The sequence below is a fragment of the Actinoplanes sp. G11-F43 genome (assembly GCF_050589265.1).
Lineage (GTDB): Bacteria > Actinomycetota > Actinomycetes > Mycobacteriales > Micromonosporaceae > Actinoplanes.
In genome coordinates this window covers 451,916-470,760 of sequence record NZ_JBNZCE010000017.1, presented here as the reverse complement: position 1 = coordinate 470,760, position 18,845 = coordinate 451,916, and the positions used below count along the sequence as shown (strand labels likewise).

16 protein-coding genes are annotated in these 18,845 nt (G+C 70.2%); 11 read left to right on the top strand and 5 right to left on the bottom strand.

Annotated features, from left to right (window positions below):
- Positions 1 to 19: 19 nt before the first annotated feature.
- Together ACQ0O7_RS20975 and ACQ0O7_RS20970 are read right to left on the bottom strand one after the other, a co-directional pair.
- On the bottom strand, positions 20 to 907 hold the full coding sequence (locus ACQ0O7_RS20975) for a glutamate ABC transporter substrate-binding protein (protein ID WP_430783828.1): 888 nt from the start codon (positions 905 to 907) through the stop codon (positions 20 to 22).
- A gap of 53 nt (positions 908 to 960) precedes the next feature.
- Positions 961 to 1,704 carry an amino acid ABC transporter ATP-binding protein gene (locus ACQ0O7_RS20970; protein WP_430783827.1) on the bottom strand — a complete coding sequence of 248 codons (744 nt, stop codon included), beginning with the start codon at positions 1,702 to 1,704 and terminating at the stop codon, positions 961 to 963.
- Between the two features lie 129 nt (positions 1,705 to 1,833).
- Here ACQ0O7_RS20970 and ACQ0O7_RS20965 point away from each other — a divergent pair, with 129 nt between their 5' ends.
- From ACQ0O7_RS20965 to ACQ0O7_RS20955, 3 genes are all read left to right on the top strand, one after another.
- A complete protein-coding gene (locus ACQ0O7_RS20965; RefSeq protein ID WP_430783826.1) occupies positions 1,834 to 2,307 on the top strand; it encodes a hypothetical protein in 474 nt (157 codons plus the stop codon).
- Positions 2,308 to 2,328: 21 nt separating this feature from the next.
- Entirely contained in the window at positions 2,329 to 3,816 is a 1,488-nt protein-coding gene (gene miaB / locus ACQ0O7_RS20960; RefSeq protein ID WP_430783825.1) for a tRNA (N6-isopentenyl adenosine(37)-C2)-methylthiotransferase MiaB, read from the top strand.
- A gap of 166 nt (positions 3,817 to 3,982) precedes the next feature.
- Positions 3,983 to 4,459: a hypothetical protein gene (locus ACQ0O7_RS20955; RefSeq protein ID WP_430783824.1), complete on the top strand. Its 477-nt coding sequence runs from the start codon at positions 3,983 to 3,985 to the stop codon at positions 4,457 to 4,459.
- A gap of 99 nt (positions 4,460 to 4,558) precedes the next feature.
- Here ACQ0O7_RS20955 and ACQ0O7_RS20950 read toward each other — a convergent pair whose 3' ends face one another.
- The gene (locus ACQ0O7_RS20950; protein WP_430783823.1) at positions 4,559 to 5,767 is read right to left on the bottom strand and encodes a DUF349 domain-containing protein; all 1,209 of its coding nucleotides are present in this window, start codon (positions 5,765 to 5,767) and stop codon (positions 4,559 to 4,561) included.
- Between the two features lie 180 nt (positions 5,768 to 5,947).
- Here ACQ0O7_RS20950 and miaA point away from each other — a divergent pair, with 180 nt between their 5' ends.
- The 3 genes from miaA to ACQ0O7_RS20935 are packed head-to-tail and all read left to right on the top strand — an operon-like array spanning position 5,948 to position 8,429.
- Positions 5,948 to 6,853: a tRNA (adenosine(37)-N6)-dimethylallyltransferase MiaA gene (gene miaA / locus ACQ0O7_RS20945; protein WP_430783822.1), complete on the top strand. Its 906-nt coding sequence runs from the start codon at positions 5,948 to 5,950 to the stop codon at positions 6,851 to 6,853.
- Positions 6,854 to 6,861: 8 nt separating this feature from the next.
- Complete coding sequence (gene dapF, locus ACQ0O7_RS20940; protein ID WP_430783821.1) at positions 6,862 to 7,707, top strand: diaminopimelate epimerase; 846 nt, start codon at positions 6,862 to 6,864, stop codon at positions 7,705 to 7,707.
- Complete coding sequence (locus ACQ0O7_RS20935; RefSeq protein ID WP_430783820.1) at positions 7,707 to 8,429, top strand: glycerophosphodiester phosphodiesterase; 723 nt, start codon at positions 7,707 to 7,709, stop codon at positions 8,427 to 8,429. The genes dapF and ACQ0O7_RS20935 overlap by 1 nt, the downstream gene beginning before the upstream one ends.
- A gap of 46 nt (positions 8,430 to 8,475) precedes the next feature.
- Here the strand turns inward: ACQ0O7_RS20935 and ACQ0O7_RS20930 are convergent, their stop codons facing one another.
- Positions 8,476 to 9,975, bottom strand: a complete 1,500-nt coding sequence (locus ACQ0O7_RS20930; RefSeq protein ID WP_430783819.1) for an NAD-dependent malic enzyme — start codon at positions 9,973 to 9,975, stop codon at positions 8,476 to 8,478.
- 125 nt (positions 9,976 to 10,100) lie between these two features.
- On the opposite strand from ACQ0O7_RS20930, the gene hflX reads away from it, so the two are divergent.
- Entirely contained in the window at positions 10,101 to 11,513 is a 1,413-nt protein-coding gene (gene hflX / locus ACQ0O7_RS20925; RefSeq protein WP_430783818.1) for a GTPase HflX, read from the top strand.
- A 254-nt stretch (positions 11,514 to 11,767) separates the two neighbouring features.
- On the top strand, positions 11,768 to 13,579 hold the full coding sequence (locus ACQ0O7_RS20920; protein WP_430783817.1) for a hypothetical protein: 1,812 nt from the start codon (positions 11,768 to 11,770) through the stop codon (positions 13,577 to 13,579).
- A 191-nt stretch (positions 13,580 to 13,770) separates the two neighbouring features.
- Here the strand turns inward: ACQ0O7_RS20920 and lexA are convergent, their stop codons facing one another.
- On the bottom strand, positions 13,771 to 14,544 hold the full coding sequence (gene lexA, locus ACQ0O7_RS20915) for a transcriptional repressor LexA (protein WP_430783816.1): 774 nt from the start codon (positions 14,542 to 14,544) through the stop codon (positions 13,771 to 13,773).
- Between the two features lie 250 nt (positions 14,545 to 14,794).
- On the opposite strand from lexA, the gene ACQ0O7_RS20910 reads away from it, so the two are divergent.
- The 3 genes from ACQ0O7_RS20910 (at position 14,795) to ACQ0O7_RS20900 (ending at position 18,747) form a co-directional block, all read left to right on the top strand.
- A complete protein-coding gene (locus ACQ0O7_RS20910; RefSeq protein ID WP_430783815.1) occupies positions 14,795 to 14,932 on the top strand; it encodes a hypothetical protein in 138 nt (45 codons plus the stop codon).
- Positions 14,933 to 15,262: 330 nt separating this feature from the next.
- A complete protein-coding gene (gene nrdR, locus ACQ0O7_RS20905; RefSeq protein ID WP_430783814.1) occupies positions 15,263 to 15,781 on the top strand; it encodes a transcriptional regulator NrdR in 519 nt (172 codons plus the stop codon).
- Between the two features lie 68 nt (positions 15,782 to 15,849).
- Complete coding sequence (locus tag ACQ0O7_RS20900) at positions 15,850 to 18,747, top strand: vitamin B12-dependent ribonucleotide reductase (RefSeq protein WP_430783813.1); 2,898 nt, start codon at positions 15,850 to 15,852, stop codon at positions 18,745 to 18,747.
- Positions 18,748 to 18,845 lie beyond the last annotated feature (98 nt).

The following is an 18,845-nucleotide window of genomic DNA, read 5'->3' as shown; positions in this document are numbered from 1 at the left end:
CCGGATCAGCTGGTGAGGATCAGTAACGGTTGACGGCGGGAGCGGTGCCGAGCTCGGCGCCGAACTTGCCGGCGGTGTCGTCCCAGGCCTTCTTCCAGCTGCCGTCGGCGTACGCCTTCTCCAGCGTGTCGTTGATGAAGTTGCGGAAGTCGGTGTCGTCCTTCTTCACGCCGATGCCGTACGGCTCCTTGGTGAAGTTCTCACCGGCCAGCTTGTACTTGCCCTCGTTCTTGGCGATGTAGCCGAGGAGGATGACGTTGTCGGTGGTCACCGCGTTGACCTGGCCACCGTCGAGAGCGGCGACGCACTTGTCGTAGGTGTCGAAGAGCACCAGCTGGCTGGCGACGTCCTTGACCGAGGTCTTGATCGTCTCGGCCGGGGTGGAGCCGGTGACCGAGCAGACCTTCTTGTCGCCGGCCTTGAAGGAGTCCGGGCCGGTGATCGAGGTGTCGTCCGCCTTGACCAGGATGTTCTGGCCGGCCTCGTAGTACGGCCCGGCGAACGCGATGCGCTCCTTGCGGAGGTCGTTGATCGTGTAGGTGGCGACCACGAAGTCGACCGTCCCGTTCACGATGACGTCCTCGCGGACCTTCGACGGGGTCTCGACATACTCGATCTTGTCGTCGGAGATGCCGAGCTCCTTGACGATGATCTTCGCGACCTCGACGTCGAAGCCCTCGGGCTTGCCGGACAGGCCCTTGAGGCCGAAGCCGGGCTGGTCGAACTTGGTGCCGACCTTGATCGCGCCGGCCTTGTTCAGCCGGTCCATGGTGCTGCCGGCGGTGAAGCTCTTGGTCTCGCCGCCGGTGGAACCGGTGTCACCCGACTCGCTGTCGCCACCACAGGCGGTCATACCGAAGGTCAGAGCCGCGGCGGTCGCCAGGGCGGCTACACGAGTGAAACGCATACATATCTCCTTCTTCGATCGGGTCCGCCGTCGTGTGGCGGACCCGAGGGCGCTCAGTGCGTGAGGATTTTGGAGAGGAAGTCCCGCGCCCGCTCACTGCGCGGGTTGGCGAAGAACTCCTCCGGAGCGGCCTGCTCGACCAGTTGACCGTCGGCCATGAAGACGACCCGGTCGGCGGCGTGGCGGGCGAAACCCATCTCATGGGTGACGACCACCATGGTCATGCCCTCGCGGGCCAGCGACGTCATCACGTCCAGCACCTCGCCGACCATCTCCGGGTCGAGCGCGCTGGTCGGCTCGTCGAACAGCAGCGCCTTGGGCTGCATGGCCAGCGCCCGCGCGATGGCGACACGCTGCTGCTGCCCGCCGGAGAGCTGAGCCGGGTACTTGTCCGCCTGGTTGGCGATGCCGACCCGCTCCAGCAGGGACATGGCCCGCTCGCGGACCACCGCCTGCTTCTCCTTGCGGACCTTCATCGGGCCGAGCATGACGTTCTCAAGGATCGTCTTGTGCGCGAAGAGGTTGAAGGACTGGAACACCATCCCCACCTCGCTGCGCAGCTTGGCCAGTGCGCGGCCCTCGGCCGGCAGTGGCTGCCCGTCGAAGACGATGGTGCCGGAGTTGATCGGCTCCAGCCGGTTGATGGCGCGGCACAGCGTGGACTTGCCGGACCCGGAGGGCCCGATCACCACCACCACCTCGCCACGCGCCACAGAGAGGTCAACGTCCTGCAGCACGTGCAAGGGCCCGAACCACTTGTTGACGTTCTCCAGAACGATGAGAGCCTCGCCTGTCACCCCTGGTCCATCCACTCGTTGTCGGTTCACTCGAATGGACACACCCTATGGGCAGCTCCGTATCGGAACGTGTCGAGAATGGTCACGGAGCGGTAACTCCGTTCCTGCGCCGAGGAAGGGATCTGGACCATGGACCTCATGGCGGACGGCCCGTGGAACTGGTGCATCGCCGGCTGGATCGAGCCCGCACGCGTGACAGGAGCGCTGGCCGGCGCGCTGGAGCGCCCGGTGCACGGCATGGTGCCCGGCGCGGATCTGCTGTGCGACGTCTACCACGTCGGCGGTGACTTCCCGACGACGCTCGACGTCTACCTGACCCCTGCCGGGGTGGCCGAGGAGACCGTCGCCAGCGCCGTCGCGGTCCGGTTGCGGTCGGCGGTGCTCCTGCCCGACGACACCCTCAACCCTTCCCGGTACGTGCTGGCGGAGCCGGACGGCACCCTGCGCGCGGTGCACGTCGAGGAGCGCGAGACCGACGACGGCACCGAGCGGTGGGGCCTGCGGCCGTGCACCGGCGCCGACCCGGCCTGTGCCTCGGCGGCCGGGTGTGACCGATCGCGGTTCAAACCCGGCCCGACGCCGGAGCGGCCCGCCGCCGCGTAACGGGTAGCCTCGTTAGTTGCCATGACTACCGAGATGACCGGCGCCCCGCGCACTTACGACGTGCGCACCTACGGCTGCCAGATGAACGTGCACGACAGCGAGCGGATCTCCGGCCTGATGGAGGACGCGGGCTACGTGCGCGCCGCCGTGGCCGACGCGGCCGACGTGGTCGTCTTCAATACCTGCGCGGTCCGGGAGAACGCCGACAACCGCCTCTACGGCAACCTCGGCCACCTGCGCCCGACCAAGCTGAAGAACCCCGGGATGCAGATCGCGGTCGGCGGCTGCCTGGCTCAGAAGGACAAGGGCGACATCGTCAAGAAGGCCCCCTGGGTCGACGTCGTCTTCGGCACCCACAACATCGGCTCCCTGCCGGCGATGCTGGAGCGCGCCCGGCACAACGAGGAGGCGCAGGTCGAGATCCTCGAGTCGCTCGAGGTCTTCCCGTCCACGCTGCCGACCAAGCGCGAGTCGACCTACGCCGGCTGGGTCTCCATCTCGGTGGGCTGCAACAACACCTGCACCTTCTGCATCGTGCCGAGCCTGCGCGGCAAGGAGAAGGACCGCCGGCCCGGCGACGTGCTGGCCGAGGTGCGCGCGCTGGTCGCCGAGGGTGTCTCCGAGGTGACCCTGCTGGGGCAGAACGTGAACTCGTACGGCGTGGAGTTCGGTGACCGGCTCGCGTTCGGCAAGCTGCTGCGCGCCTGCGGCGAGGTGGAGGGCCTGGAGCGGGTCCGGTTCACCAGCCCGCACCCGAAGGACTTCACCGACGACGTGATCGCCGCGATGGCCGAGACCCCGAACGTGTGCCACTCGCTGCACATGCCGTTGCAGTCCGGCTCGGACCGGGTGCTCAAGGCGATGCGCCGCAGCTACCGCCAGGAGAAGTTCCTGGGCATCATCGAGAAGGTCCGGGCCGCCATGCCGGACGCCGCGATCACCACCGACATCATCGTCGGCTTCCCCGGGGAGACCGAGGAGGACTTCGAGCAGACCCTGGAGACGGTCCGTAAGGCCCGGTTCTCCAGCGCCTTCACCTTCCAGTATTCGATCCGCCCCGGCACCCCCGCCGCGACGATGCCGGACCAGATCCCGAAGAAGGTGGTGCAGGCCCGCTACGAGCGGCTGATCGCCACCCTGGAGGAGATCACCTGGGCCGAGAACAAGAAGCTGGTCGGGGAGAAGGTGGAGGTCCTGGTCGCGGTCGGCGAGGGCCGCAAGGACGAGCGGACCGGCCGGATGAGCGGGCGGGCCCGGGACGGCCGGCTGGTGCACTTCGCCACCGGCGACACCACGCCGCGGCCCGGCGACGTCGTCGAGACCGTCATCACGTACGCGGCGCCCCACCACCTGAACGCGGACGGCGACCCGATCGGCCATCGCCGGACCAGGGCCGGTGACGCGTGGGAGGCCGGGCGGACCCCGAAGTTGAAGGGGGTGTCCCTGGGCCTGCCGACGATCGGCGTCCCGGCGCCGCTCCCGCCCGCGACCGAGGGCTGCGCGCTCTAGACGGTCCCCGTTCGTGTGCCGGCTTGCGGCTCGCATCGAGCCGCAAGCCGGTGCACGAACTGACCGGGATTCCGCAGATCCCTGACATCCGGTGTTGCGTTGAGCTACGGCTGACGCACACTGGGTGAGCCGGGGGGTGGCCTCCGGCCGGCGATCGGAGGCGTGTGTGACGAGGATCGGGGTCACCGGCCACATCCACCTGGAGCCGCTCGCGCACCGGCTGATCCGCGACGAGCTGGTCCGGGTGCTCTCCGCCCATCCACGCGTGCACGGGGTGACCTGCCTGGCCGAGGGCGCCGATCAGCTCTTCGCGCGGGCGGTGCGGGAGTGCGGCGGGACCTTTGAGGTGATCCTGCCGGTGCCGCTGTCGGCCGGGCCGGCCGAGATGCCGCCGGCCGGTCTGCTGGGCCAGGCCCGGCGGGTGTCCCGGATCGCGGTGGGCGGTCCGGTCGAGGCCGCGTACGAGGCGGCCAGCCGTGCCGTGGTCGACCGCACCGACATCCTGATCGCGGTCTGGGACGGCGAGGTGTGCGGCGCCCGGGGCGGGACCGCGGAGACCGTCGCCTGGGCCCTACGGCGAGGCCGTGAGGTGCTGCGGGTCTGGCCGGACGGCGCCCGGCGCCTCACCGTCGCGGTGGCCTGACCCCATCAGGAAGCCAGCCGCGGAGGAAAGCCGCCGAGGAGCCGGGCACAGCCGGAGAGGGACGGCCGGCGGTGAGCCGGCCGTCCCGTTCCGGAACCCTCAGTTCGCCTGCTCGGCGAGGGCCAGGAACTGCTTCTTCGAGGCGAGCGCCTGCTCGGCCTCCTTGATCCGGCGGTTGTCGCCGGCCGCCTTGGCCCGCTCCAGCCGCTGCTCGGCCTCGGCCACCTGGTCGCGCATCTGGCGCAGCAGCGGGTTGTCCTGCGGGGCGGTCTTGCGCCACGCCGAGTCCATCGCCACCCGGATCCGCTCCTCGGCGGCCCGCCAGCGACGGTCCAGCCCGGCGGAGGCCTCGCGGGGCACCCGGCCCGCCTCGTGCCACGCGGCCTGGGCGTCGCGCAGCTTGTTCTGCGCGGCCCGGGAGTCCGCGTCGACGTCGACGGCCTCCAGCTCGGCCAGGATGGCCTGCTTCTTCTCCAGGTTCCCCTGGTACTCCGCGTCACGGGCGGAGAAGACCTCGCTGCGCCGGGTGAAGAAGGCGTCCTGCGCGGCCCGGAACCTCTCCCAGAGGCGCTGCTCGGCCTCCTTGGCGGCCCGCGGCGCGGCCTTCCACTCGGTCATCAGGTCCTTGAGCCGGTTGGCCGTGCTCGACCACTCGGTCGAGGACGACAGGCTCTCCGCCTCCTTGACCAGGTCCTCCTTGGCGGTCTGCGCCTGCTTGCGCTGACCGTCGAGGGTGGCGAAGTGGGCGCCCCGGCGACGGGTGAAGCCGTCCCGGGCGGCGGCGAACCGCTTCCACAGCTCACCGTCGGTCTTCTTGTCGACGCCGCGGATGCTCTTCCACTCGTCGAGGATCTCCTTGAGCCGGTCGCCCGCCGACTTCCACCCGGTGGCGTCGGCGGCGATCGTCTCCGCCTCCTCGACCAGAGCGGTCTTGCGGGCCAGAGCCTCGGTGCGGGCCACCTCGCGGGCCGCCCGAGCCTCCCCGGCCTTCTCCTCGGCGAGGCCGGCGAGCCGCTCCAGGCGGGTCACGAGACCGTCGATGTCGCCCACCACATGGGCCTCGTCCAGCTGAGTCCGCAGGCGCTTGACGCTCGTCAGCGAGTGCGACGCGTCGGCCGCGCCGGACTTGAGGCGAGCCTCGACGAGGTCGACCTCGGTCACCAGGTCGGCGAAGCGCCGGGCGAAGTGGGCCAGCCCCTCCTCCGGGGTGCCCGCCTGCCAGGAGCCGACCACCCGGTCGCCCTCAGCGGTCTTCACGTACACGGTGCCGTCGGCATCCACGCGCCCGAAGGCCGTCCAGTCGTTCATGAGCTCATCCTCGTTCTCCCGGCCCCGACAAGTCCAACCGGACCCGCGGCCACCGCCACAGCGCAGTCTGAATGCCGACTTCTCACCGGCATTGTTTCTCGCGCATTGTCACAGGTCCAACCCGGTCGGGGGAAAGCTCCCGCTGACGACCGTGACACAACGGTGTCCTACGGTTGCTTCGTGCGGTTCCGGACAGGTCAACGAGTGGTCACCGTCGTCGGCCCGACAGCCGCCGGCAAGTCGGCCCTGAGCATCGCACTCGCCCACGAGCTGGGCGGCGAGGTGGTCAACGCCGACTCCATGCAGCTCTACCGGGGCATGGACATCGGCACCGCGAAACTGACCGTGGCCGAGCGCGACGGTGTTCCGCACCATCTGCTCGACATCTGGGACGTGACCGAGCCCGCGGCGGTCGCCGAGTACCAGCGGCTGGCCCGCGCCGCCATCGACGACATCCTGGCCCGCGGCCGCGTACCGCTGCTGGTGGGTGGGTCCGGTCTCTATGTCCGCGCGGTGCTGGAGGATTTCGAGTTCCCCGGCACCGACCCGGCGATCCGGGCCCGGCTGGAGGCGGAACTGGCCGAGACCGGGCCCGGGGTGCTGCACGCCCGGCTGGCCGAGCGCGATCCGCTCGCCGCCGCGAAGATCCTGCCGGGCAACGGCCGCCGGATCGTGCGCGCGCTGGAGGTGATCGAGCTGACCGGCCGGCCGTTCACGGCGTCGCTGCCGGACCCCCGGCCGGTGTACGAGTCGGTGCAGATCGGCGTCGACCGGGAGACCGCCGCGCTGGACGAGCGGATCGCGCTGCGGGTCGACCTGATGTGGGCGGCCGGGCTGATCGGCGAGGTGCGCGGGCTGGCCGGGATCCGGGACGGCCGGACCGCCGCCCGGGCGCTCGGCTACCAGCAGGCACTGGCCCAGATCGACGGCGAGCTGACCGAGGAGCAGGCGAAGGCGGACACCGTGCAGGGCACCCGGCGGTTCGTCCGGCGGCAGCGGTCCTGGTTCCGCCGCGACCCGGCGGTGCACTGGCTGGACGGGGCGGACCCGAAGCTGTTGGCGGCCGCTCTGGACCTTGCGGGATGATGGGCGGCGTGCGTTTCACCAAAGGACACGGAACCGGCAACGACTTCGTCATCCTCCCGGACCCCGACGGCGAGCTGACGCTGACGCCCGCGCTGGTCGCGGCACTCTGCGACAGGCGGCGGGGGATCGGCGGGGACGGCGTGATCCGGGTGGTGCGCAGCGCCAAGCACCCGGAGGCCGCCGGGCACGCCGGCGAGGCCGAGTGGTTCATGGACTACCACAACAGTGACGGCTCGATCGCCGAGATGTGCGGCAACGGGCTGCGGGTCTTCGTCCGCTACCTGCTCGCCCACGGTCTGGCCACGCCCGGCCCGGCGGGCCTGCCGGTGGCGACGCGGGCGGGGGTCCTGGTCGCCGAGATCGGTGACGGCACGATCCGGGCCCGGATGACCACCCCGCGGGTGTACGCGGGAAGCACCGCCACCCTCGGCCACCTGACCCTGCCCGGTGTCGCCGTCGACTGCGGCAACCCGCACCTGGTCTGCGGCCTGCACGACGGGGTGGCGCTGACCTCGCTCGACCTGACCACCGCCCCACGGCACGACGCCGGGGTCTTCCCGCACGGGGTGAACGTGGAGTTCGTCGAGCCGGCCGAGCCCTTGGACGGCCTGGACGGGCACGTCCGGATGCGGGTGCACGAGCGCGGCTCCGGCGAGACCCAGTCGTGCGGCACCGGCGCGCTGGCGGTCGGCGCGGTGGCCCTGCGCGACGCCGGCCTGGACACCGGCTCGATCGCGGTGGACGTGCTCGGCGGCCGTCTGGTGGTCACCCACGACGAGGCCGGCGGGTGGTGGCTGGAGGGCCCGGCGGTGCTGGTCGCCGACGGCGAGATCGACGTGGAGGCGGTGCTCTGATGGTGCACGTCGTCGCGCACCGGGGTTACCCCACGGTCGCCCCGGAGAACACCCTGCCCGCCTTCACCGCCGCGATCGAGGCCGGCGCCACGATCGTCGAGTTCGACGTCCGCTGCACCCGCGACGGCGTGCCGGTGGTGATCCACGACAAGACCGTGGACCGCACCACCGACGGCACCGGCCAGGTCTGGGATCTGACCGCCGGCCAGATCGCCGGGCTGGACACCGGCCCCCGGTTCGGCGCCGGGTTCACCGGGGTGCGGGTGCCGACCCTGGCCGAGACGCTGGACCTGCTCGCCCCGGCACCGGTCGAGTTGCTTGTCGAGATCAAGCCGCCGGCCACCCGGGACGAGGTGAAGTCGATCCTGGCCGCGCTGACCGAGCGGGACCTGCTGGACCGGTCGGTGGTGCAGAGCTTCGACGCCGACGTGGTGCGCAAGGTGCGGGACACCGCCCCGGACGTACGGCGTGGGCTGCTGCTGTTCCGGTTCGACGCGGACACCGTCGAGCTGTGCCGGGAGCTGGGTGTCGCCTACTGCAATCCGTCGGTGGCCGACGTGCTGAACGGGCCGGAGACGATGGCCGCGCTGGCCGCGGCCGGGATCGGCGTGATGCCGTGGACGCCCAACGACGTCACGCAGTGGCGTCCACTGGTCGACGCGGGCGTCGCCGGGCTGATCACCGATCTGGTCGGTGAGCTGGCCGGATGGTCCGTCGAATGAGGGGTACGAACAGGGCCTGCCCCGCTCGTACCCCCGCAATCGGCTTCTAGAAGGTCGTCTCCGGAGCCTCGTCGAGCGTGGTCTCCGGAACCGCCGCCGGGTTGGCCGGGGCCGGAGCGCCCTTGACCACGGCGCGGATCGCCGCGGCCACCGCCGGGGTGACCCGCTGGTCGAACACGCTCGGGATGATCACCGTGGGGTTGAGCTTGTCCTCACCCACCACGTCGGCGATCGCCCGGGCCGCCGCGAGGGCCATCTCCTCGGTGAACTCCTCGGCGGCGGCGTCCAGCATGCCGCGGAAGACGCCGGGGAAGGCCAGCACGTTGTTGATCTGGTTGGGCTGGTCGGAGCGCCCGGTGGCGACGATCGCGGCGTGCTTGCGGGCCTCCCGCGGGTCGACCTCCGGGTCCGGGTTGGCCATCGCGAAGACGATCGCCTTGTCCGCCATCTTCGCGATGTCGTCGCCGGTCAGCAGGTTCGGGGCGGAGACGCCGATGAAGACGTCCGCGCCGACGATCGCGCCGGGCAGGTCACCGGAGTAGTTCGCCTTGTTGGTGTGGTCGGCCAGCCACTGCATCGACTCGTTCAGGTCGGGCATGCCGCGGTGCAGGGCGCCCTTGCGGTCGTACGCGATGATGTCGCCCACACCCTGCCGCATCAGCAGTTTCATGATCGCGGTGCCGGCCGCGCCCGCGCCGGAGACCACCACCTTGACGTCCTCCATCCGCTTGCCGACCACCCGCAGCGCGTTGGTCAGCGCGGCCAGCACACAGATCGCGGTGCCGTGCTGGTCGTCGTGGAAGACCGGGATGTCCAGCTGCTCACGCAGCCGCGCCTCGATCTCGAAGCAGCGCGGGGCGGCGATGTCCTCCAGGTTGATGCCGCCGTAGGCCGGGGCGATCGCCTTGACGATCCGGACGATCTCGTCGGTGTCCTGGGTGTCCAGCACCACCGGCCAGGCGTCCACCCCGCCGAACCGCTTGAACAACGCGGCCTTGCCCTCCATCACCGGCATCGCGGCGGCCGGGCCGATGTTGCCCAGGCCCAGCACCGCCGAACCGTCGCTGACCACGGCCACCGTGTTGCGCTTGATGGTCAGGCGGCGGGCGTCCTTCGGGTTCTCGGCGATCGCCATGCAGACCCGGGCCACCCCCGGCGTGTACGCCCGGGACAGCTCGTCCCGGTTACGCAGCGCGACCTTGGAGCTGACCTCGATCTTGCCGCCCAGGTGCAGCAGGAAGGTCCGGTCGGACACCTTGCGGACGTCCACCCCGTCCTGGTCCTCCAGCTGCTTGACGACCTGGTCGGCGTGCGCCGCGTCGGCGGTGTCGCAGGTCAGGTCGACCAGCACCCGGGTGGGGTCGGAGTCCACCACGTCCAGTGCCGTCACGATGGCCCCGGCCTCACCCACGCAGGTGGTGAGCCGGCCGATGGACGAGGCGTCCGCGGTAACGGCGATACGAATCGTGATCGAGAATCCTGCGCTCGGCAGGCGGGTGGTCACCACGGTGTCCCCTTCGACGTCGGTGGTTTGAGTACTCCGCATTGTCGCTTGTTCGGAAATGCGATGTCCGGTCCGGTGGTTACTGAGGGGTCACCGTCACGCGGCGCGCATATGTGGATGCGCCGTCGAGCGGGACGTGCCACGATCGAAGGCGGAGGAGGTCACTTTTGCGAAACACTTACCAGACACCCGTCCTCGACGAGCTGGATCCCACCACCGGAGACCTGGAGCTCGAGGAGCGGCACTCGCTCCGGCGGGTGGCCGGTCTGTCCACCGAGCTGACCGACGTCACCGAGGTCGAGTACCGGCAGCTGCGACTCGAACGGGTCGTGCTGGTCGGGGTGTGGACCGAGGGCAGCGTGGAGGACGCCGACAACTCGCTGACCGAGCTGGCGGCCCTCGCCGAGACCGCCGGTTCCCAGGTGCTCGAGGGCCTGATCCAGAGACGGAGACAACCCGACGCCGCCACCTTCATCGGCCGCGGCAAGGTCGACGAGCTGCGCGACGTGGTCGTGATGACCGGCGCCGACACGGTGATCTGCGACGGCGAGCTGTCGCCCTCCCAGCTGCGCAAGCTGGAGGAGCAGATCAAGGTCAAGGTGGTCGACCGGACCGCGCTGATCCTGGACATCTTCGCCCAGCACGCCAAGAGCCGCGAGGGCAAGGCCCAGGTCGAGCTGGCCCAGCTTCAGTACATGTTGCCCCGTCTGCGCGGCTGGGGTGACTCGCTGTCCCGTCAGGGCGGCGGCGCCGGTGGCGGTTCCGGCGGCGGCGGTGTCGGCACCCGTGGTCCCGGTGAGACCAAGCTGGAGACCGATCGCCGGCGGATCAACACCCGGATCGCGAAACTGCGGCGCGAGATCAAGGCCATGAAGACGGTCCGGGAGACCAAACGGTCCCGCCGTGCCGCCAGCGGTGTGCCCGCGGTGGCCATCGCCGGTTACACCAACGCCGGCAAGTCCAGCCTGCTCAACCGGCTGACCCAGGCCGGGGTGCTGGTGGAGGACGCGCTGTTCGCCACCCTGGACCCGACCACCCGGCGCACCGCCGCGGAGGACGGCCGGGTCTTCACGCTCTCCGACACGGTCGGATTCGTCCGGCACCTGCCGCACCACATCGTCGAGGCGTTCCGCTCGACGCTGGAGGAGGTGGCCCAGGCGGATCTGCTGGTGCACGTCGTGGACGGCGCCCACCCGGATCCGGAGGGCCAGGTCGTCGCGGTCCGTGAGGTCCTCGGCGAGGTCGGCGCGGACCAGCTGCCCGAGCTGCTGGTGGTCAACAAGCTGGACGCGGCCGACGAGGAGACGGTGCTCCGGCTCAAGCGGGCCTGGCCGGACGCGATCTTCGTGTCCGCGCGGTCCGGCGCCGGCATCGCCGAGCTGCACCAGGCGATCGCGGACCGGCTTCCGCGCCCGGCGGTGGAGATGCGGGTCCTGATTCCGTACGACCGGGGCGACCTGGTCGCCCGGGTGCACCGGACCGGTCAGGTGATCCAGTCCCGCCACCTGGACGACGGGACCGAGCTGCTGGCCCGGGTCGACGAACAGCTGGCCGCCGAGCTGGAGGCGTACCGGAGCTGAATCAGCCGTCACGTGAGGGCCGTACCGGTGTGCGGCCCTCATCCCGACGGCCTGCCGGGTCTGTCCGTTCTCACAGCCTTGATCCACGCGTAATGCCGTGGAGTGACTTCGCGTGCGACACTGTGCGGATGCGCCGTCTCGTGTATTCGACCATCATTGCGTTTGGTCTCGTGATGGTTGGCTCCTCCAGCGCGTACGCCGAGGATCCAACGCCTGCGCCGACGGTCAGTGCGAAGGCGACGGCGGGTAAGAAAATGTGCAAGATCGCCGATCCGGACCTCATCGAGTTGTCCGGCCTGGCGGTGCTGGAGAAGGGGTACGCCGTCGTCAACGACGGCAAGGAGGACAACAGCGGGGCGCGGGTCTACTTCCTCAACAGCTCCTGCAAGAAGGTCGACGAGGTCTCCTTCCCTACCGACCCGAAGGACCCCGAGGACCTGGTCCTCTCCCCGGACGGCAAGACCCTCTGGATCGCCGACATCGGCAACAACGGTGTCCGGGAGACCCCGGCCAGCCCGCGCGCCACCATCGCGCTGTGGAGCATGCCGGTCGACAAGTCCTCGAAGCCGAAGATCCACCGGCTCAGCTATCCGGACGGCGACAGCCATGACGCCGAGGCGCTGCTCTTCAAGCCGGACGGCACCCCGCTGATCGTGACCCGCGAGTTCGGCAAGTCGGCGTTCATCTACCAGCCGACCGGCCCGCTGAAGGCCAACAGCACCGCCGGCGTCCCGATGGAGCGGGTCGGTGAGCTGACCCTCCCGGCCACCGAGACCCCCGGCAACCAGCTCGCCCGGGTCGGCAACCGGATCATCACCGGCGGCGCGGTCAACCGTGGCGCCACCAAGGTCGTGCTGCGGACCTACACCGACGCTTTCGAGTGGGACGTCGCCGGTGGCGACGTGGTCGCCGCTCTGAAGAAGGAGCCGCGCACCACCGGCCTGCCCAACGAGCCCTTCGGTGAGGCGATCGGCTACAGCACCGACGGCAGCCTCTTCTACACCGTCTCCGACATGAGCGGCGACACCGAGGCGGCCAACCACATCCGGCAGTACACCCCGGCCACCTCGGTCGCGGCCGAGTCGAAGAAGTCCGCCTCGCAGGACAGCGGCTCCGCGTGGTACCTCGACCCCGACAACCTGGCCTACGCGGTCGGCGGTGTCGGGCTGTTCGGCCTGATCCTGGTCGGCGCCGGCATCTTCGGCATCGTGCGGTTCCGGAAGTCGCCGCAGGCCGCGGCCGTGACAGCGGCCGACCGCGCGCCCTCCGGCGGCATCGCCACCGGCGACCCGGAGACCGAGCTGATCGGGGTGGGCGGGGCGCCGCAGCGCGGGGCCTCCTACTCCGGCCGGCCCTCCGGCGGCGGTCCTGTCTACGGGGCGAAGTCCGGACCCGGCGGCGGACCGCAGCGCGGCAACGGCCCGGCCGGTGGCCCGCAGCGCGGCAACGGCCCGGTCTACGGCGGTCAGGGCGGCGGTCCGAAGGGTGGCGGTCAGCAGGGCGGCGGTCAGCAGGGCGGTGGGCAGCAGGGCGGTCGCCCCGGCGGCCAGCAGCCGCCGCGTGGCCCGCAGCAGCCCGCTCGTGGCCCGCAGCAGCCGGGGCAGGGTCCGCGCAACCCGCAGCAGCCGCCCCGCGGTCCGCAACAGCAGCCCGGCCGTGGCGGTCCGCAGCAGCCGCCGGCCCGTGGTCCGCAGCCGCCCGCCCGCGGTGGTCAGCAGCCTGCTCGCGGTGGTCAGCAACCTGCTCGTGGTGGTCAGCAGCAGCCGCCGCCCTCGCGTGGCCCGCAGCAGGCGCCGCGTAGCCCGCAGCCGCCCGCCCGGGGTGGTCAGCAGCCGCCGGCCCGGGGTGGTCAGCAGCCGCCGGCCCGTGGTCCGCAGCAGGCCCCGCCGCGCAACCCCCAGCAGCCGCCCCGCGGTCCGCAGCAGCAGCCGGGCCGGGGCGGTCAGCAGGGTCCGCCACCCGGTCGTGGTGGCGGCGGTGGCAACTACGGCGGTCCGCAGGGCGGCCCGCCGCGTGGTCCGCAGCAGGGCGGTGGCGTCTACGGCGGCGGTCCCGGAGGCCGCTGAACCATCCGGATCCGGCCGGCGGAAGTCACTCGACCATCCGCGCCGGTTGGCGGGTCGACGCCGCACCGGCCGGACCGTTGATCGGTTGATTTGCGGTTCTGCGCTGGGCGGGCTCTCCGGGCGTACCACCGCAAGGGTTTGATCGGCCGGTTCCGTCTGCCGGAACCGGCCGTCCCGCGTCGAGAGCCGGGTCAGACGCGGCGCAGCACCGCCACCACGCGGCCCATGATCGTCGCGTCGTCGCCGGGGATCGGGTCGAAGGCCGGGTTCGCCGGCATCAGCCAGACGTGCCCGTCCCTCTGGCGGTAGCTCTTCACCGTCGCCTCGCCGTCGATCATCGCGGCCACTATGTCGCCGGCCTCGGCGTTGGGCTGCTGGCGGACCACCACCCAGTCGCCGTTGCAGATCGCCGCGTCGATCATCGAGTCGCCCTTGACCTCCAGCATGAAGACGTCGCCCTCGCCGACCAGCTCGCGCGGCAGCGGGAAGAAGTCCTCGACCGCCTGCTCGGCGAGGATCGGGCCACCGGCGGCGATCCGGCCGAGCAGCGGCACGTAGGCCGGCTGTGGGCGGGCGGCGCGCATCGTCTCGTCGTCGACCATCTCGCCGGGCGCGCGGACGTCCACCGCCCGTGGCCGGTTCGGATCACGCCGCAGGTAGCCCTTGCTCTCCAGAGCCTTCAGCTGGTACGCCACGCTGGAGGGGGAGACCAGGCCGACCGCCTCGCCGATCTCGCGGACGCTGGGCGGGTAGCCGTACTTCTCCACCCAGTCCCGGATGAACTCCAGGATCCGGCGCTGCCGGGCGGTGAGGTCGGTGGCGACCACCTCGGGCACGTTGCCGACCGGGGTGACCGACCGCAGCTGGGGTGCGTCGCCGGTGCGGGACCGGCTCGTCGTGCGGCGCCGGGCGGTCTCGGGCTTCCTGATCTGATGCTGCTGGCTAGTCCGGTCGTCGGTCGACACGTCCGCCCTCCCTGTCGGCCAGTGCCTGGTCGGCACGTGGTGCGTCGCGGAGCCGGGCGGCGCCGTGGGGATGGCGACCGATCCGGCTGACCCCTCTTCCCGCAAAACTTAGTGCGCGGGTCCGACATATTCAAACATCTGTACGAGATTTCCCCGGCGTGTCGCTCCGAAAGGCTCGACTTCCGTACCTGTGTTCTGATAGACCGTCGTACGGGCGTTCTATCGAACGGGTGTCCGAAAGGGGATAGTCATGACGATCAGTGGCGTGCGCCACGCCGAGCCTCCGCTGCGCCTCACCCGTCGTGGTCGCGCGGTGCTGCTGGGCCTGTTCCTGATGACCTCCGTCATGGCCAGTGTCATCCTCTTCACCACCGCCTCCCAGGGCTGATTCCGCGCCCGGATTTGATCTCCGTCGGGTGTGCTGTCCGAGTCTCCGGCGCGTCGAGCCGCCCGATCCGGCCGCTCCGCGTGATCGTGACATCACCCCTGGTGGCGAGGTGGAAAATCGCGGCGCGTCGGCACACTGCTGAACTTGCATCGGCGTCCGGCTGGGCCTAGCGTCTACCCCAACATCTAGTGGTCACACGGATGTAAGTCATCCACAGGTTGGGTTTCCTTCTTCCTGGTTATCCACATGTCGTTCACAGCGAAACCGATGGTTCCGCTGTATTTCGGCATGCCTGGAGCCCGTCGAGAAGGTGCCGGAGGGAGATCCACGGTGCGCTGCCCGTACTGTCGCCATGCCGATTCGCGCGTGGTCGACTCGCGTGAGGCCGACGACGGTCAGCTGATCCGTCGCCGCCGCTCGTGCACCGAGTGCGGCAAGCGGTTCACCACCGTCGAGGAGGCCGTCCTCGCGGTGGTCAAGCGCAGTGGTGTCACCGAGCCCTTCAGCCGGACCAAGATCATGAGCGGGGTCCGCAAGGCCTGTCAGGGCCGGCCCGTCGACGAGGACTCGATCGCTGTGCTCGCGCAGCGGGTCGAGGAGGCCGTCCGGGCCCGCGGCGCCGCCGAGATCCCCAGCCATGAGGTCGGCCTGGCCATCCTCACGCCGCTGCGTGAGCTCGACCAGGTGGCTTACCTCCGGTTCGCCAGCGTGTACAAGTCGTTCGACTCTCTCGACGAATTCGAGAAGGAGATCGCCGCGCTGCGCGACGCCGCCCCCGTCCGGGAAGCCGGGACGCGACACGCCGTCGCGCCACGGTCCGGGGGACGCGCACCCAAGCTCAACGGCTGAGCGCCTCAGCCCTGAGCACTTCTTACCGACACGTTTGTAGCGGTACCTACGAGGGGGAGCACATCCATATGGCCGGAGACGGCATCACAGCAGGTCGTCAGCGCAGCCGGAACAACGGTGGCAACAGCGCGTCGACCGGGGGGCTGCGTGTGGAGCGGGTGTGGACGACCGAGGGCGTTCACCCGTACGACGAGGTCGAGTGGGAACGCCGCGACGTCGTCATGACGAACTGGCGCGACGGCTCGATCAACTTCGAGCAGCGTGGCGTCGAATACCCCGCGTTCTGGAGCGTGAACGCGGCCAACATCGTCACGACCAAGTACTTCCGGGGCGCGGTGGGCACCCCCGAGCGTGAGTGGTCGCTGAAGCAGCTCATCGACCGGGTCGTGCAGACCTACCGCAAGGCGGGCGAGGAGTACGGCTACTTCGCCTCCGCGGCCGACGCCGAGCTGTTCGACCACGAACTGACCTGGATGCTCCTGCACCAGGTGTTCAGCTTCAACTCGCCGGTCTGGTTCAACGTCGGCACCTCGTCGCCGCAGCAGGTCAGCGCGTGCTTCATCCTCTCCGTCGACGACTCGATGGACGCCATCCTGGACTGGTACAAGGAGGAGGGGCTGATTTTCAAGGGCGGCTCCGGCTCCGGCGTCAACCTCTCCCGGATCCGCTCCTCCAAGGAACTGCTCACCTCCGGTGGCACCGCCAGCGGCCCGGTCAGCTTCATGCGCGGCGCCGACGCCAGCGCGGGCACCATCAAGTCCGGTGGCGCCACCCGGCGTGCCGCCAAGATGGTCATCCTCGACGTCGACCACCCGGACATCGAGGAGTTCGTGCAGACCAAGGCGCGCGAGGAGGACAAGATCCGCGCGCTGCGGGACGCCGGCTTCGACATGGACCTGGGCGGCTCCGACATCGTCAGCGTTCAATACCAGAACGCCAACAACTCGGTACGCGTCAGCGACGAGTTCATGACGGCGTACGAGAACGGCACCGAGTTCGGCCTGCGCGGCCGGCTCAACGGCGAGGTCATCGAGACCATCGACGCCAAGAAGCTGTTCCGGGACATCGCCAAGGCCGCGTGGGAGTGCGCCGACCCGGGCCTGCAGTACGACGACACCATCAACGACTGGCACACCAACCCCGAGACCGGCCGCATCACCGCGTCCAACCCCTGCTCGGAGTACATGTCGCTGGACGACTCGTCGTGCAACCTGGCGTCGCTCAACCTGATGAAGTTCCTCAAGGCCGACGGTGGCTTCGAGGTGGAGAAGTTCGTCAAGAGCGTCGAGTTCATCATCACCGCGATGGACATCTCGATCTGCTTCGCCGACTTCCCGACCGAGAAGATCGGGGTCACCACCCGGGCGTACCGTCAGCTCGGCATCGGCTACGCCAACATCGGCGCGCTGCTGATGGCCTCCGGCCTGCCGTACGACTCCGAGGGTGGCCGTAGCGTCGCCGCGGCGATCACCTCGCTGATGACCGGCACCGCGTACCGCCGCTCGGCCGAGCTGGCCGGCATCGTCGGCGCGTACGAGGGCTACGCCCGCAACGCCGAGGCGCACCAGCGGGTCATGCGCAAGCACGCCGCCGCCAACGACGAGGTCCGCCCGCAGGGCGCCGTCGCCACCGAGATCCTTCGCGAGGCGACCCGCCAGTGGCAGAACGGCAACAAGATCGGCGCCAAGAACGGCTGGCGCAACGCGCAGGCCTCGGTGCTCGCCCCGACCGGCACCATCGGCCTGATGATGGACTGCGACACCACCGGCATCGAGCCCGACCTGGCCCTGGTCAAGTTCAAGAAGCTGGTCGGCGGCGGCTCCATGCAGATCGTCAACCAGACGGTCCCGCGGGCCCTGCGCAGCATCGGCTACCCGGAGGAGCAGGTCGAGGCGATCGTCGAGCACATCGCCGAGCACGGCAACGTGGTCGACGCGCCCGGTCTCAAGACCGAGCACTACGCGATCTTCGACTGCGCCATGGGCGACCGGGTGATCTCCCCGTTCGGCCACATCAAGATGATGGCCGCGGTGCAGCCGTTCATCTCCGGCGCCATCTCCAAGACGGTCAACATGCCCGAGTCGGCGACCGTCGAGGAGATCGAGGAGGTGCACTACCAGGGCTGGAAGCTGGGCCTGAAGGCGCTCGCGATCTACCGCGACAACTGCAAGGTCGGCCAGCCGCTCTCGGCCGCCAAGAAGAAGTCCGACGAGGCCCCCAAGGCCGAGGTCGCGCCGGTACAGGTCGAGAAGGTCGTGGAGAAGGTGGTCGAGTACCGCCCGGTCCGCAAGCGCCTGCCGAAGAAGCGCGCCTCCGAGACGGTCTCCTTCTCGGTCGGCGGCGCCAAGGGCTACCTCACCGCCTCGTCGTACCCCGACGACGGCCTCGGCGAGGTCTTCCTGAAGATGTCGAAGCAGGGTTCCACCTTGGCCGGCGTGATGGACGCCTTCTCGGTGGCCATCTCGATAGGCCTTCAGTACGGTGTGCCGCTCGAGACGTACATCGGCAAGTTCACCAACATGCGCTTCGAGCCGGCCGGCATGACCGACGACCCGGACGTGCGCATGGCGTCCTCGGTGATGGACTACATCTTCCGTCGCCTGGCGCTGGACTTCCTGCCCTACGAGACGCGCGCCGAACTGGGTATCTTCACCGCCAAGGAGCGCACCGCGCAGGCCGCCGCCGAGGCGGCCGCGGAGGCGGCGGCCGACGAGATGGCCGCGATGGCCGCCTCCGCCCCGGTCGCCACCCCGGCCAACAGCGTCACCGTGGCCGAGGTGAAGGCCACCACCACGCCGGAGAGGGAGACCACCCCGGTGGCCGCCGGCTCCTCCACCGAACTGCTGGAGATCGTCACCGGTCACGCCGCCGACGCGCCGCTCTGCTTCACCTGCGGCACCAAGATGCGCCGGGCCGGCAGCTGCTACGTCTGCGAGGGCTGCGGCTCCACCTCCGGCTGCAGCTGACGTCATCCCCTGAGGCCTCCCACCCGGGATCGGGTGGGAGGCCTCAGTGCTGCACCCCGGACCCACCTGCCGACCCGGCACATCCGACAATGTCCGGC